This window comes from Bordetella sp. H567 (genome assembly GCF_001704295.1).
GTDB lineage: Bacteria > Pseudomonadota > Gammaproteobacteria > Burkholderiales > Burkholderiaceae_B > Bordetella_C.
In genome coordinates, this window is record NZ_CP012334.1 from 228,609 (window position 1) to 243,022 (window position 14,414).

Consider the following 14,414-nt stretch of genomic DNA (forward strand, 5'->3'; position numbering starts at 1 on the left):
GTCCCCAGTCCGGTGTTCATGCAGGGATTCCGGCTTCGGCGATGGGCGCGCCGGCCCGCGCACAGGCGGTGGCCAAGGCGCGGCGCGCCATCACCACCGCCAGGCTCTGGCGGTAGCTGCCCGGCACCAGCGCGTCGTCCAGCGCCTCCACGCCACGGCATTGCTCCGAGGCCTGGCGCACGAGTTCGGCCGACGGCGTATTGCCGGCCAGCACGGTTTCCACGTCCGCCATGCGCAGCGGCACGGCGCCCACGCCGCCCAGCACCAGCGCGCTGCGCGCGATGCGCCGGCGGTCGTCCAACGCGATCAGCGCCGCGGCCGACACGATGGCGAAATCGCCATGGCGGCGCGAGAATTCGAAGAACGCAGCGCCGTGCCCGCGCGGCCACAGCGGGAAGCGCGCGCCGACGACCAGCTCATCGGCCTGCACCGACGGCATCATGAAGCCGAGCGGGAAGGCATCGAAGGGAATGTCGCGGCGGCCGTTCGGGCCCGCCACTTCGACCACCGCGTCGCAGGCGGCGGCCACGGCGACCAGTTCGGCCGCGGGATCCAGGTGGCAAAGCGAACCGCCCAGCGTGCCGCGGTTGCGCGTCTGGCGATGGCCCACGTGCAGCAGCGCTTCGCTCATCAGCGGGATGCGCGCCCCGATCAGCGCCGAGAACTCCAGGTCGCGCTGGCGCGTCATGGCGCCGATGCGGATCTCGTCGGGGGATTCATGTATGCCCGCCAGTTCCGCCACCTTGTTCAGGTCCACCAGGTGGTCCGGCTGCACGAAGCGCATGTTGATCATCGCCATCAGCGATTGGCCGCCCGCCAGCGGCCGCGCGTTCTCCAGGCGTCCGAGCAGACCGACGGCGTCGTCGATGGTCCGCGGATCGTGATAGTTGAAAACCGAGGGCTTCATACCGCCAGAACGTGGAGGGCGCTGGCGCCGAGCCACGATGGCGCGGCGCCGCAATGTATTTTTATTGGAATGCTATACAAATTTTGGTACGTCGGCAATGCAAGCGCGGCGGCGCCGCATTACCGCGGGGACCCACGCCCAGGCGCGCGCCGCCGCCGCGATATCAGTCGACCTTGATATTGGCGTCCTTCACCACGGTCGCCCACATCCGGCTTTCCGAGTGCACGAAGTCCTGGCTCTGCGCCGAGCTCATGGGCGGCGCCGCGGTTTCGCCGATTTTCTTCAGCGCTTCCTGGGCCTCCTCGCTTTGCCAGACCTTGGCGACCGCCGCGTTCAATTTCTGCACGACATCGGGCGGTGTCTGGGACGGCACGAACAGGCCGGTCCAGAAGAGCACCTTGAATCCCGGCACGGTTTCGGCCACCGTCGGCAGCTGGGGCCAGTCGGGGCTGCGCTTGTCGCCGGTGGTGGCCAGCGCGCGGATCTTGCCCGTGGTGACGAAGGGCGATGCCGCGGCGATGGTGGAGAAGGAAAACTGCACCTGACCGGAAATAAGGTCGGTCATCGCGGGACCGGAGCCCTTGTACGGCACGTGGATGAAGTTGCCCTGGGTCTTCAGCTTGAACAATTCGCCGGCCATGTGCGGCGTGGTGCCGATGCCGGCCGACGCGAAGCTCAGCCCCTGGCCGCCCGTCTTGGCCATGCCCTGCAGCTCGGCCACGCTCTTGGCCGGCAGGCCGTTGGTGACGGAGAGCATCAGCGGCGAAAGGGTCAGCATGGACACCGCCGTGAAGTCGCGCAGGGGGTCGTAGGGCAGGTTGGCCATCAGGCTGGGATTGATGATCAGGGCGGGGTCCACCACCATCATCGTGTAGCCGTCCGCCGCCGCGCGCTTGACATAGCCGGCACCGACCGTGGCGCCCGCGCCGGGGCGGTTTTCCACGACCACCGACTGATTCAGCTCCTTGGCCAGGCCCCGGCTGAGTATCCGCCCCACGGAGTCCACCCCGCCACCTGGAGCGTAGGGCACGACCAGGGTGATCTGGTGATCCGGATACGCGGCAGATGCGGCGCTGGCGGCGAGCACCATGGCGCCGGCGCACAAGGCGAAGGCAATGGCTGGGAAGGCACGCCGGCCGGTGCGGGCATGGTGTCGCTGCGTCATCGTGTAAACCCCTTGGTCCCCGGATTCCCGGTTATCGGCGCAAGATACCATTTTTGGTCTGTGTACCATATTTGGTACTTACCCTAGAACGGGTGCGGTTTTTGCTCGACACCGGGGCGCGCGGACCGCGGCCGGTAGGCCGGAGAACGGTCGCCGCGCCAACCTTTCCCAGCCCGCGCCATGACGACACGCCCGGTAAAGAAGACCGCGTCCGCCGAGCCGACGCAGCCCAAGGATGCCCTCGTCCAGCCGGGGCAGCAGCCCCGTACGCTGGAGGAATGCCGCCGCTGCGCCCTATGGCACGACGCGACGCAGCCCGTACCCGGGCGCGGCCCGCGCCGGGCGTCCATCCTGATGGTGGGCGAGCAGCCAGGCGATCAGGAAGACCGGGCGGGCGAGCCCTTCGTCGGCCCAGCCGGCGGCCTGCTGGACCGCGCCCTGGCCGATGCCCAGGTGCGCCGCGACGACGTCTTCGTGACCAATGCGGTCAAGCACTTCAAGTGGTATCCCCGCGGCAAGCGCCGCATGCACAAGACCCCGGCGCAGCGCGAAGTCATGGCCTGCCATTACTGGCTGGAAAAGGAACTGGCGTCGGTGCGGCCACGGGTCGCGGTGGCGCTGGGCGCGACGGCCTTCCGCGCGCTGATGCAGCGCGCCGATGTGCGCCTGACCGCCATGCTGGGCCAGGCCGTCCGGGTCGGCGATCTTATCGTGGTGCCGACCTACCATCCGTCCGCCGTGCTGCGGGCGCCGGACGAGCGCGGGCGGGCGATAGCCTATGCCGCCCTGGTGGACGCATTGCGGCGGGCGGGCCGCATCGCCAGCGGCGAGGAGGATGCGCCGCCCGCGGCGCCCGGCAACTGATACCGGCCGACAGGCGCGTGCACCCGCCATCGAAAAAGACATCGGCCCCGTGAGGGCGGGGCCGATGGGTACTGCACGAGAGGAGCACCGGAAGACGCCCCGCCTCTCTTCGGGGCTGCTGCCTGCCTTATGGGCGGGCGGCCGGTCTGGTCGGCCGGCGTGTCCGCCGGCGCCTCGCCGTTCCGGGCTTAAACGCCTTGGAACGGCTGGTTGTCGATGTCGCCGAACGCGACGTCGCCGTGTGCGCTACCCGTGGAAGCCGCCGCAGGCACGGAGGGCGCCGCGGTCTGCGCGGTGAACGGCGCGTTGTCCACGTCGTCGTTGCCGGTCAGGCCGGCCGCGCGCGCTTGCTGCAGTTGGGCCACGACCTGGTCGCGGCTGGTGGCCTGGCTGTCTACCTGGCCGTACACGCCTTGGAAAGGCGTGTTGTCGACGTCGCCGCGCGGGGTGCCCGCTTGGGCGCCGGCCACCAGGGCCAAGGACAGGGCGACGGATGAAACGATGGTTTGGATCTTCATGGCACTTCTCCAGTAGTCGATTGAGGAAACAGGGGGCAGTTGCGCTGCGCTTGTTTCCGACGCATGGATATTGTGCGCGTCAGAATGGTAGGGATAAACCCTTGGTCCGCGAATACACTTTTCCAAATAGCGGACCAATAGAAAAAGGTTGCGATGTAAAAAAGTATAAATCGATAGTGTCGACCTATGTAGCCGAGGCAGCGATTTATCGATTGAACGCTACCTTTTCGCGTCCCGGCTCCGTGGCCGCCGCCAAGGCGCGCGCCGTGTCCACCGGCCTGGCGGCCGTGGCCGCCGGGTAGCGCAGCGTGAAGCGGATATGGCCGTCCGGGGACGATTCCACCCGCGCGCTCCCACCGTGCAGCGCCATGATGGCCCGCACGATGGCCAGTCCCAGGCCGCTGGCGTCGGACCCGGCGCTGCGCGACACGTCGGCGCGATAAAACCGGTCGAACAGCTTTCCCAGCCGTTCGCGCGGGATGGGCGCGCCGTGGTTGTCCACGTGCACCAGGACGGCATCGGCGGTGGTTTCGGCCGATAGCGTGACCGTGCTGTCCGCGTCGGCATAACGCACGGCATTGGCCACCAGGTTGCCCAGGGCCCGGCGGAACAGGATGGCGTCCGCATGGACGTGGCCCGCCGCCTCGCAGCGCAGCTGGATGCCGCGTTCCTCCGCCAAGCCCTCGAAATAGTCCGCCACGCGGGCCAGCTCCGTCGCCAGGTCCAGCTGCGCGTGGTCCAGCGCCGATTGGGCATTGTCGGCGCGGGCCAGGAACAGGATGTTTTCCACCAGGCGCGACATGCGTTCCAATTCTTCCAGGCCGGACGCGAGCACGCTTTCATAGTCCTCCGGCGTGCGGCGCTGATACAGGGCCACCTGGCAATTCCCTATCAGCGCGCCGATGGGCGTGCGGATTTCGTGCGCAAGGTCGGCGGAGAACTGCGTCAGGCGCTGATAGCCGTCGGCCAGGCGGTCCAGCATGGCATTGAACGAGGCGGCGACCTCGCGCAATTCTTGTGGTGTATCGGCCAGGTTCAGGCGCTGGTCCAGGTTGGCCGGGGTGATGCGGGCGGCCTGCGCCGCCATGGCGCGCAGCGGCCGCAGGCCGCGCCGCAGGGCCAGGTAGCCCAGCATCGCGATGGACAGGAAGGCCGCCGCCGTCGCCAGGGCGATCCGCCGGCGGTAATCGCGCAGCATGCGCGTTTCGTTCACCAGCAGATGCGCGGCCTGCACTTCCACGGCCCTCCCGTCCACGGTACGCGTCATCGCGGCCACCACGCGCATGGCGCCGCCCTGGGCGGTCAGGGCGGGATGCACGTCGCCCGTCGCGAGCGGTTGGTCCTGCGCCACCGGCACGATGGCCGGCAGTGTCTGCCCGCCCGGGTTGATGTCCATTACCGGTCCCGTGCGGGGCATGCGGAAGATCAGGATGTCCTGTTCATTGCCCAGCATGTTTTCGAACAGGGCGGGCCGCGCGCGGATTTCATCCAGCGTGAGCGTATCGCGCAGCAGCATGCGAAAGCGTTCGACCCGGCCGACCAGCCCGACGTCGCCACGGAAAATCATGCTCGCTTCCATGGACTTGTACAGGTAGACGCCCGCCATGCTGACGACCAGCGCCGCCAGCAACGCGAACATCAAGGCGGTGCGCAGGGTCAGGGAGCGTCGGCGTTGTCCGCGCATTCGCGCACCTCGCAGACGTAGCCGATGCCGCGTACGGTATGAATCAGCTTGGATTCGAAAGGACGGTCCACCTTGGCGCGCAGCCGCTTGATCGCGACGTCGACCACATTGGTATCGCTGTCGAAGTTCATGTCCCAGACTTCCGACGCGATGATGGCCCGCGAGAGGACTTCGCCTTCGCGGCGCACCAGCAGATGCAGCAGCGTGAACTCCTTGGTGGTCAGCGCGATGGCGGTATTCATGCGGGTGACGCGGCGCCGCAGCACGTCGATGTGCAGGTCCGCCAGGCTGAGGTGGTCCGCCTCGCGCACCACGCCGCGCCGCAGCAGCGTGCGCACGCGCAGCACCAGCTCGGTAAAGGAAAACGGTTTGACCAGGTAGTCGTCCGCGCCCAGTTCCAGGCCGCGTATGCGATCCTGCAGGTGGTCGCGCGCGGTCAGGAACAGCACGGGCACGTCCTTGTGCCTGCGCAGCGTTTCCATGATCTGCCAGCCGTTGATGCCTGGCAACATGACGTCCAGCACGATCAGGTCATAGCGCTGTTCCAGCGCCAGGTGCAGGCCATCCGCGCCGTGGCGCGCCAGATCCACCGCGTAGCCCGATTCGCTCAGCCCTTTCTTCAGGTACTCGCCGGTTTTGAGGTCGTCTTCGACCACCAGTATGCGCACACCGCACCTCTATTGCCTGCCGACGATTCTATCGGTTTGCATCCACCGCTTCATGACATTATTGTCATCCACGCGTCATCTTGCCGTCCCCCTGCGGGCGGCAGGATAGATTTGTCGTCCCTGCGGGGACTTTCCCGCCGGCCGCTCCCGCGGCCCGGCATTGCCTGACGGAGAAGCGTATGAACAAGCGTTATCGGATCGGCGCCTTGTGCGCCGGCGTACTGCTGGCGGGGGGCATGACGGGCGGTATGGCCGTAGCCCAGGCCCAGCAAGCCCAGCAGGCGCCGGCGAACCGCCTGGCGGTGCGTGGCAAGATCGAGCAGATTACGGACACCACGCTGCTGGTCAAGGCACGCAACGGCAAGGACGTCAGCATGGCGATTCCGCCCAATGTCGCGGTGCGCGCCGTGTCGCTGGCGAAGCTCGGCGATATCAAGCCCGATAGCTTCATCGGCACGGCCGCAACGCCGCAGCCGGACGGCACGCTGAAGGCCCTGGAAGTCCATGTCTTCGCGGCCTCGCTGCGCGGCTCGGGCGAGGGCAACCGGCCGTGGGAAGGCGCGGACGGCAAGACCGGTCAGATGACCAACGGTACGGTAGGCAGCCTGGTCGGCACCAATGGCACCACCATGAAGGTCAAGTACAAGGACGGAGAAAAAACCGTGGTCGTGCCGCCCGACGTGCCCATCGTCTACATGGAACCCGGCGACCGCGCCTTGCTCAAGACCGGTGCGCCGGTGCTCGTGTTCCCGACCAAGAACGCCGACGGCAGCCTGACGGCCAGCACGATCGTCGCGGGCAAGGACGGCACGATACCGCCGATGTAAGGCCGGGGAGATCACTTTTGTCCGTACGTCCACTTGGCAACGCGGAGTCGCCTGGACCGGGTGCGCGCCCGCGTGCCCATGGGCCGCGATTCCGCCGCCCAAGCGCCCACCCGCTTTATGTGCGCATCACGCACTGGCTGAACGTCTATGCCATGGCCTGCATGTTCATGAGCGGGTGGGGCATCTACAACGCCTCGCCGATCTTCGGCTTCAGCTTCCCGCAATGGGCCACGCTGGGCGGCTGGCTGGGCGCCGCGACCATCTGGCATTTCGCGGTGATGTGGCTGCTGGTCGGAAACGGATTGGTGTACCTCGTCGCCGGCATCGCGTCCGGCCATTTGCGCCGCGACCTGATGGACGTGACACCCAGGGCCGTCGCGCACGATGCAGTGGCGGCGCTGAAGCTGCGCCTGCCGCATACGCCGGGCCGCTACAACGCCGTGCAGAAAGTGTTGTACCTGGCCGTCCTGGTGCTGGGCGTGCTGATCGTGCTGTCCGGCCTGGCCATCTGGAAGCCCGTGCAGCTGAGCGAGCTGACGGATCTGTTCGGCGGCTTCGCGGCCGCGCGCATCGTCCATTTCTGCGCCATGGCCGGCATCGGCCTGTTCGTGGCGGTGCACCTGTTGTTGGTGATCCTCGTGCCCCGCACCCTGCCGCCGATGATCACCGGCCGCGCCCACGGAGCCCCCGATGCCTGAACGCAAACGTCCGCGCCTGATCCTGGAGCCTGCCCAGCGCAGCCAGCTGCATCGCGCGCAGCGCCGCCTGCTGCTGCGCGGCGGCCTGTCGCTGGGCGCGCTGGCCATGATGAGCGGATGCAATATGCAGGACGGCGATACCTTCGACAAGGTGTTGTGGGCCATGTCGCGCTGGAACGACCGTGTGCAGGCCTGGCTGTTCAACCAGAACAAGCTCGCCCCCACCTACGCGGCCAGCCAGGTCACCGATCCGTTCCCCTTCAATGCCTACTATCCGGAATACAGCGTGCCGGATGTCGACGTGTCCGCCTGGCGCCTGGAGGTCTCGGGCATGGTGGCCGACAAGCACGCGTGGACCTTGCAGGAATTGCGGCAACTGCCGCAGGCCAGCCAGATCACGCGACTGATCTGCATCGAAGGCTGGAGCGCCATCGGCCAGTGGAGCGGCATTCCGCTGAAGGCCTTCCTGCAACACATCGGCGCCGATCTCACCGCGCGCTATGTCGGCTTCAAGTGCGCCGACCGCTATTACGGCAGCATCGACATGCCGACGGCCCTGCATCCGCAAACCATCCTGGCGCTGGACTTCGGCGGCTCCGAACTGCCGGCCGATTACGGCCAGCCGCTGCGCCTGCGCGTACCCACCAAGCTGGGCTTCAAGAACCCCAAGCACATCGTAGCGATGTTCGTCACGAACACCTATCCCGGCGGGTATTGGGAAGACCAGGGTTATAACTGGTTCAGCGGGATCTAGTTCCAGGCACCAGCCCCCGCGGGCCGTAGCGGGGCCTGTGGGCTGACAGCTGCGCCCCCTGCATCGATGGCACGGCGCTTCAGACTCCGCGTTCGACGTCCCGAGCCCGATTGTCCAGAGCGGGGTGGCGCGCGGGGCCGGCGAGGCCTGCAGCAGCCGTGACCATCCGCGCTTCGTCGCGGGCGCGCTGCAGCCCGGCACCGCTCCCTATACCAAGAAATCAACCGGTCTTGCCGACCTTCAATAGTCGCGCCTTATGAACGCAATAGTCGGATTCTTGGAATAGTTCTGGATTAGTTCTGAAAATGGAAAGATGATTTTCGAATATCCGGGTTTATCCCTAGGTCTTGGCGGCGCAGAATGCGTTTCATCGGGAACAGCAACGGACATCGCGAACTTCCCAACGTTAACGAAATCGCGATGCACGGCCCGAACCACTCAACCAGGACTAGGAGTACTGCCATGAAAGCCAAGACCATCGTTTCCGCTCTGATTCTTTCTTTCGCCGCCATCGGCGCCGCGCAAGCCGCCAATAGCGAACCGAACAACGTGCCCTTCCAAGGCGTCTACGGCCAAGCGGCCAACAGCGTGAGCCGCACCCAAGTGCTGGCCGAGCTGCAGCAAGCGCGCACCGCCGGCCTGACGGGCAACGCCGATATCGACAACGCGCCCTTTACCGCCCAGGTGGACAGCGGCGTGAGCCGCGCGCAGATCGCGCTGGGCTCGGATTTCGGTGACTCGAACAACCAGCCGTTCCAAGGTGCCTAAGCACCCACGGCGATTCCAGCCACGGGTGGCGTGATCGGCGATCGAGTTATCGGGCGCAAAGATCGGGTCCGGCCGCATCGCGGGCCACGCCACCAGGAAGTCCGGCCGTTCATGCCTGTAAGGGTGAACGGTTTCCCCGGCGAGAGGCGGGGATGCTGTAAGTGGCAGTCCTCTCGGTGCAGTACGTCGGCCCTCCTTGCGAGGGCCGATTTCTTTACGGCCGCCGAAACGGGTTTTCTCCTGGAATAGGCAGTGGATTGACTAAAAAAACGGAAAGATGATTTTCGGCTACGCCGGTTTATCCCCCCGTCTCGGCGGCGCAGAATGTGTTCCATCGGGAACAGCAACGGACATCGCGAAACTTCCCAACCAACCAATCGCGATGTACGGCCCGAATCACTCAACCAGGACTAGGAGTACTGCCATGAAAGCCAAGACCATTGTTTCCGCTCTGATTCTTTCCTTTGCCGCCATCGGCGCCGCGCAAGCCGCCAACAGCGAACCGAACAACGTGCCCTTCCAAGGCGTCTACGGTCAAGCCAGCAACAGCGTGAGCCGCACCCAAGTGCTGGGCGAGCTGCAACAAGCGCGCACCGCCGGCCTGACGGGCAACGCCGATATCGACAACACGCCCTTTACCGCCCAAGCCGATAGCGGCGTGAACCATGCTCAGATCGCCCGGGGCTCGGATTTCGGCGATTCGAACAACCAGCCGTTCCAAGGTGCCTAAGCACCTGCGGCGATTACAACCACGGGTGGCGTTATCAAGCGATCGGGTGATCGAGAAAGGTATCGGGTCCGACAGTATCGCGATCCCGCCACCAGGAAGTCCTGCCGTTCATGCCTGTACGGATGAACGGTTTCCCCGGCGAGAGGCGGGGATGCTGTAAGTGGCAGTCCTCTCGGCGCAGTACATCGGCCCTCCTTGCGGGGGCCGATTTTTTTGCCACCGTCGATTTGGGATAGGCAGTCGATTGACCAAAAAAACGGAAAGATGATTTGCGGCTACGGCGGTTTATCGCCCGGTCTCGGCGGCGCAGAATGCGTTTCATCGGGAACAGCAACGGACATCGCGAACTTCCCAACGTTAACGAAATCGCGATGCACGGCCCGAATCACTCAACCAGGACTAGGAGTACTGCCATGAAAGCCAAGACCATCGTTTCCGCGCTGATTCTTTCCTTTGCCGCCATCGGCGCCGCGCAAGCCGCCAACAGCGAACCGAACAACGTGCCCTTCCAAGGCGTCTACGGTCAAGCCAGCAACAGCGTGAGCCGCACCCAAGTGCTGGGCGAGCTGCAACAAGCGCGCACCGCCGGCCTGACGGGCAACGCCGATATCGACAACACGCCCTTTACCGCCCAAGCCGACAGCGGCGTGCGCCACGCGCAGATCGCCCGCGGCTCGGATTTCGGCGATTCGAACAACCAGCCGTTCCAAGGTGCGTAAGCACCGACGGCGATTCCAGCCACGGGTGGCGCGATCAAGCGATCGACTGATCGGATGATCGGCAAAGAGATTGAGTTCGACCGCATCGCGGACCACGCCACCAGGAAGTCCTGCCGTTCATGCCTGTACGGATGAACGGTTTCCCCGGCGAGAGGCGGGGATGCTGTAAGTGGCAGTCCTCTCGGCGCAGTACCTCGGCCCTCCTTGCGGGGGCCGGTTTTTTTGCGCGAACGGAAAAAGCGGTTTTTTCTCCCTGATGCCGATGAGCCTTTCAGCGCCACTACCCCGTGTTGACCTTCAAGTTAGAAGTCCGGGTCTTCCGAACACTCACGCAAGAAGCCACGGGCTTACGAACGCATCCTGCGACTTGCAAACCCATGACCGGTATCCCGGAGTAGGTGGGGGGATTGACTAAAAAAACGGAAAGATGATTTGCGGCTACACCGGTTTATCCCCCGGTCTCGGCGGCGCAGAATGTGTTTCATCGGGAACAGCAACGGACATCGCGAACTTCCCAACCGACCAATCGCGATGCACGGCCCGAACCACTCAACCAGGACTAGGAGTACTGCCATGAAAGCCAAGACCATCGTTTCCGCTCTGATTCTTTCCTTTGCCGCCATCGGCGCCGCGCAAGCCGCCAATAGCGAACCGAACAACGTGCCCTTCCAAGGCGTCTACGGCCAAGCGGCCGACAGCGTGAGCCGCACCCAAGTGCTGGCCGAGCTGCAGCAAGCGCGCACCGCCGGCCTGACGGGCAACGCCGATATCGACAATGCGCCCTTTACCGCCCAGGCGGACAGCGGCGTGAGCCGCGCGCAGATCGCGCTGGGCTCGGATTTCGGTGACTCGAACAACCAGCCGTTCCAAGGTGCATAAGCACCCACGGCGATTCCAGCCACGGGTGGCGTGATCGCGCGATCGGATGATCGGCAAAGATACCGGATCCGACCGCATCGCGATCCCGCCACCAGGAAGTCCGGCCGTTCATGCCTGTACAGATGAACGGTTTCCCCGGCGAGAGGCGGGGATGCTGTAAGTGGCAGTCCTCTCGGTGCAGTACGTCGGCCCTCCTTGCGAGGGCCGATTTCTTTTGCACGAACGGAAAGCGGTTTCTTGCTCCCCTGATGCCGATGAGTGGAGAGCGGGAGGGTTCATCGCCTGTGCAGCGGATATTGCACCTGGCTTCTTGCCAGCCTTGGAAAAAAGTACGGCTGTGAAGCAATACAAGCGCTTCTTCATCGTCGTAATGGGCGCTCAAGGCAGATCGCGTAGCGAAAAACTGCGTGGGTTTACCGCGTTCACCTCGTTCGCGTGGCATCCATCGTACGCACGCGTTAATCAGTGCAGGCTGCCCACCGCTAGCGGGCCTTGCGTCAGGCATCAGCGGTCGTCCCCACGCAATCTACTCGTTGACCACTCCCATCGGACTCTCCGTTGGCACCGCCGACACCACCCGATTCCTTCCCATCGCCTTGGCCGAGTAGAGCGCGGCATCGGCGCGCGCCATCAGGTTCGCCAGCGTGTCGTCCGGACGGTACTCGTCCACGCCAGCACTGAAGGTGAACGATATTTCGCCGCAGTGAGCGGCCAGCGCGGATTCGTCGACGCGCATACGCAGCCGGTCGACCAGCGCTTTCGCTTCTTCCCGGCGGGTGTCGGGAAACAGGATGCCGAATTCCTCTCCGCCCAGGCGGCCGAAGAGGTCGCCCGTGCGTACGTTGTGCGCAACGATGGATGAAAAATAGGCGAGCGCCAGGTCGCCCGCCGCATGCCCATGCGCGTCGTTGATGGCCTTGAAGTGATCGATGTCCAAAATGGCGACCGAAAACGCGGATTGGCTGCGCCGCGCGCGCTCCAGCCGAGATTCCGCCTGCGCCATGAATTCGCGCCGCGTCAGCGCGCCGGTCAATTCATCGATGGTCGCCAGGCGCTCCATCTGCTCGGCCATGCGGTCGTAGGCCAGCATGACGGCGCCGATGGCCAGGCATGGCAGGGTGACGATGCCCGTCGCGATAAAGCCGATATTCAGCGGGCTGGGGTCCATGAACTGCGTGTGGCTCTCCAGCCCGACAACGACGGCCAGCGCGCGCGCCAGATGCACCAGGCCGCCCAATGCGGCGATGGCCGAGACGAAGAAATAGCTGTACGCCGGACGGTGGCGCGGGCGATGAACGTAGGCCGTCCAGCTTACCGCCATGCGCACGTATCCCAGGAAAGTCGAGGTGAGCACGATGCGCGCATCCAGGCTGGGCGCGATGTAGGTGAAGTACAGCACGCCCGCCACCGCGATCGCGTAGGCCGTGATCTCGTCCAGCCGCATCGCGCGCAGTCCGAAAAAAAGCCGGTATCCGTGCAGTACCAGGAATCCGGCCGTGATAAACAGCACACCGGCGACAGCGATCGTCAGTGGGGGCGGGGAATTGCTGTTCAAGGCCAGCGCCAACATCGCCGCGATGATCAACGCGTGCGCGGCGATCCAACGTAGCAGGCCGGGGATCCTGGAATGCAGCAGCGAGCCCAGCACCGCGGCGCTGACCGCGCCGGACATGATGCCGATGACATACAGGGTGACTGGGCTGAACATGAACGCTGGGTCGGATTGAACGTATGGGCGGGATGGGCGGTCGGACGGAAGGCAATATCGGTGGATGCGTGGGCGGCGGCCAGGGGCGGGAGCGGCGGCGGGGGCGTACTTCCCCCCTATTCCCCAGCCCGTGCCGGTCGCCATGGCCATTATTACTCGTAAACAGATGTAAATAATTGCGGGGGCGCAAATTTTTAATGACGTCTCCGCGCCGGAGCCCGGGCGGCCCAGCGGGCGCGAATGCCGGCTGGCTTCATTGGTAGCGCAATCCTGTACCGGTGCCCGCACCTCCTTGGTCGGGACCCTATCCCGCATTACGGCGGGAAACATGTGAAACGCCCCGCGGGCGAGTCCGGCGCCCTATCGACGTTACGCTGGCCGCATCGTCTTGCGCCGGCCCGTGCGTCGATCCAATGCAGGGCTCCGCGGGCGAACCTATTCATGGAAGGGCGAAACACCGATGGCACAGACGCAGTTTCCCTATCCCGGCATGCACCCCATGGCGCCGGCACCCGGCACGTCTTCAGGGACCGGCGGGGCGTCGCGGCGCATGGAGCGAGGCATCCCGGCGCCGTACCTCCTTGCCGTCGCGGCGGGCTGCATGGCGTTGGCCGGATGTTCCAGCCCACCCAAGCAGGCCTATCCCGAAACGTTCAAGGACACGAATACCTATTCGCGGTCCTATCAGGCGAGCGACGCGGCGACCTGCGAAGCCGCGCGGCGCGCGCTCTTGAGCCAGGGCTACACGATAGGGAAGGCGCAGACCGACGGCGTGGAGGGCCAGAAGAACTTCCAGGTGCAGGACGATGACAAGCAGCACCAGGTGATTTCCTTCCACGTGGTGTGCACCTCCGACCACCAGGCATCGCCGAATACCACCGTGTTCGTGAACGCGGTGCAGGACCGGTACATCATCAAGAAGACCAGCAGTTCGGCGGGCGTGGGCCTGAGCGTGCTGGGCTCGGTATCCATGCCGTTCAGCTCCAACGACGATTCGCTCGCCAAAGTCAGCAGCGAGACGATTTCGGCGTCGTCGTTCTATGACGGGTTCTTCGACTTGCTGCAACGGTATCTACCGCAAAAGGAATCGAAGGACGGCGCCGCGCAAAACAGTAAGGATGGGGCAGGCGGTAAGGATGGGGCAGCGCAAAAGACCCCGGCGGCCGCGAAAACTCCCGCGGCGCAGCCGTCTTCCGCGACGCCTGCTTCCGCCGCGTCTGCCCCGGCGGCCGCGAATCCCGCTCCCGCCGCGCCTGCGGCGCCGCCGGCAAGTTCGCCGCCGCCTGAGCCGGCGCCCGCAAGTTCCACGTCGCCGCCGCCGGCAACTTCCACGTCGTCCCCGCCTGAGCCGGCGCCGGCAACTTCCACCCCGTCCGCGCCTGGCCCAGGACCGGCAAGTTCGACTTCCGCCCCTGAACCCGGGCACGCCACGCCAAGCGATTCCGGCACGGGCACGACCACCGTCCCATAGCCGTTTTGTATGCGCCTGATCATGCAGGCGTACGCCTTGCCGCGCCCGCCACGG

The 14,414-nt window shown here is 65.4% G+C and carries 15 protein-coding genes; 9 read left to right on the forward strand and 6 right to left on the reverse strand.

Annotated features, from left to right (window positions below; genetic code table 11):
* Positions 1–16: 16 nt before the first annotated feature.
* The gene (locus tag AKI39_RS01070; RefSeq protein WP_066631634.1) at positions 17–907 is read right to left on the reverse strand and encodes an FAD binding domain-containing protein; all 891 of its coding nucleotides are present in this window, start codon (positions 905–907) and stop codon (positions 17–19) included.
* A gap of 163 nt (positions 908–1,070) precedes the next feature.
* On the reverse strand, positions 1,071–2,072 hold the full coding sequence (locus AKI39_RS01075) for a tripartite tricarboxylate transporter substrate binding protein (RefSeq protein ID WP_066631636.1): 1,002 nt from the start codon (positions 2,070–2,072) through the stop codon (positions 1,071–1,073).
* A 180-nt stretch (positions 2,073–2,252) separates the two neighbouring features.
* On the opposite strand from AKI39_RS01075, the gene AKI39_RS01080 reads away from it, so the two are divergent.
* Positions 2,253–2,936 carry a UdgX family uracil-DNA binding protein gene (locus tag AKI39_RS01080; RefSeq protein ID WP_066631638.1) on the forward strand — a complete coding sequence of 228 codons (684 nt, stop codon included), beginning with the start codon at positions 2,253–2,255 and terminating at the stop codon, positions 2,934–2,936.
* Positions 2,937–3,124: 188 nt separating this feature from the next.
* On the opposite strand, the gene AKI39_RS01085 is transcribed toward AKI39_RS01080, so the two are convergent.
* The 3 genes from AKI39_RS01085 to AKI39_RS01095 all read right to left on the reverse strand — a co-directional run bounded on the left by AKI39_RS01085 (position 3,125) and on the right by AKI39_RS01095 (position 5,806).
* Positions 3,125–3,454: a DUF4148 domain-containing protein gene (locus tag AKI39_RS01085; protein WP_083228558.1), complete on the reverse strand. Its 330-nt coding sequence runs from the start codon at positions 3,452–3,454 to the stop codon at positions 3,125–3,127.
* Positions 3,455–3,659: 205 nt separating this feature from the next.
* Positions 3,660–5,138, reverse strand: a complete 1,479-nt coding sequence (locus AKI39_RS01090; RefSeq protein WP_066631640.1) for a heavy metal sensor histidine kinase — start codon at positions 5,136–5,138, stop codon at positions 3,660–3,662.
* On the reverse strand, positions 5,111–5,806 hold the full coding sequence (locus AKI39_RS01095) for a heavy metal response regulator transcription factor (protein ID WP_066631642.1): 696 nt from the start codon (positions 5,804–5,806) through the stop codon (positions 5,111–5,113). The genes AKI39_RS01090 and AKI39_RS01095 overlap by 28 nt, the downstream gene beginning before the upstream one ends.
* A 179-nt stretch (positions 5,807–5,985) precedes the next feature.
* Here AKI39_RS01095 and AKI39_RS01100 point away from each other — a divergent pair, with 179 nt between their 5' ends.
* The 7 genes from AKI39_RS01100 (at position 5,986) to AKI39_RS01130 (ending at position 11,181) form a co-directional block, all read left to right on the forward strand.
* Positions 5,986–6,633, forward strand: coding sequence for a hypothetical protein (locus tag AKI39_RS01100; protein ID WP_066631644.1), 648 nt, complete (start codon positions 5,986–5,988; stop codon positions 6,631–6,633).
* Between the two features lie 152 nt (positions 6,634–6,785).
* The gene (locus AKI39_RS01105) at positions 6,786–7,331 is read left to right on the forward strand and encodes a cytochrome b/b6 domain-containing protein (RefSeq protein ID WP_083229048.1); all 546 of its coding nucleotides are present in this window, start codon (positions 6,786–6,788) and stop codon (positions 7,329–7,331) included.
* A complete protein-coding gene (locus tag AKI39_RS01110; protein WP_066631646.1) occupies positions 7,324–8,085 on the forward strand; it encodes a molybdopterin-dependent oxidoreductase in 762 nt (253 codons plus the stop codon). The genes AKI39_RS01105 and AKI39_RS01110 overlap by 8 nt, the downstream gene beginning before the upstream one ends.
* 462 nt (positions 8,086–8,547) lie before the next feature.
* Positions 8,548–8,853, forward strand: a complete 306-nt coding sequence (locus AKI39_RS01115; protein ID WP_066631244.1) for a DUF4148 domain-containing protein — start codon at positions 8,548–8,550, stop codon at positions 8,851–8,853.
* Between the two features lie 424 nt (positions 8,854–9,277).
* On the forward strand, positions 9,278–9,583 hold the full coding sequence (locus tag AKI39_RS01120; RefSeq protein WP_066631325.1) for a DUF4148 domain-containing protein: 306 nt from the start codon (positions 9,278–9,280) through the stop codon (positions 9,581–9,583).
* A gap of 413 nt (positions 9,584–9,996) precedes the next feature.
* The gene (locus tag AKI39_RS01125; protein WP_066631322.1) at positions 9,997–10,302 is read left to right on the forward strand and encodes a DUF4148 domain-containing protein; all 306 of its coding nucleotides are present in this window, start codon (positions 9,997–9,999) and stop codon (positions 10,300–10,302) included.
* A gap of 573 nt (positions 10,303–10,875) precedes the next feature.
* The gene (locus tag AKI39_RS01130; RefSeq protein ID WP_066631647.1) at positions 10,876–11,181 is read left to right on the forward strand and encodes a DUF4148 domain-containing protein; all 306 of its coding nucleotides are present in this window, start codon (positions 10,876–10,878) and stop codon (positions 11,179–11,181) included.
* Between the two features lie 526 nt (positions 11,182–11,707).
* Here the strand turns inward: AKI39_RS01130 and AKI39_RS01135 are convergent.
* Positions 11,708–12,889 carry a GGDEF domain-containing protein gene (locus AKI39_RS01135; RefSeq protein WP_066631659.1) on the reverse strand — a complete coding sequence of 394 codons (1,182 nt, stop codon included), beginning with the start codon at positions 12,887–12,889 and terminating at the stop codon, positions 11,708–11,710.
* Between the two features lie 460 nt (positions 12,890–13,349).
* Between AKI39_RS01135 and AKI39_RS01140 the strand changes: the two genes are divergently transcribed.
* Entirely contained in the window at positions 13,350–14,360 is a 1,011-nt protein-coding gene (locus AKI39_RS01140) for a DUF2242 domain-containing protein (RefSeq protein WP_235610722.1), read from the forward strand.
* Positions 14,361–14,414: the final 54 nt, after the last annotated feature.

What these genes read in the sequence shown, in the direction of transcription:
- AKI39_RS01100 (WP_066631644.1), top strand. Translation starts at nt 5,986, where the DNA reads ATGAACAAGCGTTATCGGATCGGCGCCTTGTGCGCCGGCGTACTGCTG.
- AKI39_RS01085 (WP_083228558.1), bottom strand. Translation starts at nt 3,454, where the DNA reads ATGAAGATCCAAACCATCGTTTCATCCGTCGCCCTGTCCTTGGCCCTG.
- AKI39_RS01070 (WP_066631634.1), bottom strand. Translation starts at nt 907, where the DNA reads ATGAAGCCCTCGGTTTTCAACTATCACGATCCGCGGACCATCGACGAC.
- AKI39_RS01135 (WP_066631659.1), bottom strand. Translation starts at nt 12,889, where the DNA reads ATGTTCAGCCCAGTCACCCTGTATGTCATCGGCATCATGTCCGGCGCG.
- AKI39_RS01125 (WP_066631322.1), top strand. Translation starts at nt 9,997, where the DNA reads ATGAAAGCCAAGACCATCGTTTCCGCGCTGATTCTTTCCTTTGCCGCC.
- AKI39_RS01140 (WP_235610722.1), top strand. Translation starts at nt 13,350, where the DNA reads ATGGCACAGACGCAGTTTCCCTATCCCGGCATGCACCCCATGGCGCCG.
- AKI39_RS01090 (WP_066631640.1), bottom strand. Translation starts at nt 5,138, where the DNA reads ATGCGCGGACAACGCCGACGCTCCCTGACCCTGCGCACCGCCTTGATG.
- AKI39_RS01110 (WP_066631646.1), top strand. Translation starts at nt 7,324, where the DNA reads ATGCCTGAACGCAAACGTCCGCGCCTGATCCTGGAGCCTGCCCAGCGC.
- AKI39_RS01105 (WP_083229048.1), top strand. Translation starts at nt 6,786, where the DNA reads ATGGCCTGCATGTTCATGAGCGGGTGGGGCATCTACAACGCCTCGCCG.
- AKI39_RS01075 (WP_066631636.1), bottom strand. Translation starts at nt 2,072, where the DNA reads ATGACGCAGCGACACCATGCCCGCACCGGCCGGCGTGCCTTCCCAGCC.
- AKI39_RS01115 (WP_066631244.1), top strand. Translation starts at nt 8,548, where the DNA reads ATGAAAGCCAAGACCATCGTTTCCGCTCTGATTCTTTCTTTCGCCGCC.
- AKI39_RS01080 (WP_066631638.1), top strand. Translation starts at nt 2,253, where the DNA reads ATGACGACACGCCCGGTAAAGAAGACCGCGTCCGCCGAGCCGACGCAG.
- AKI39_RS01120 (WP_066631325.1), top strand. Translation starts at nt 9,278, where the DNA reads ATGAAAGCCAAGACCATTGTTTCCGCTCTGATTCTTTCCTTTGCCGCC.
- AKI39_RS01130 (WP_066631647.1), top strand. Translation starts at nt 10,876, where the DNA reads ATGAAAGCCAAGACCATCGTTTCCGCTCTGATTCTTTCCTTTGCCGCC.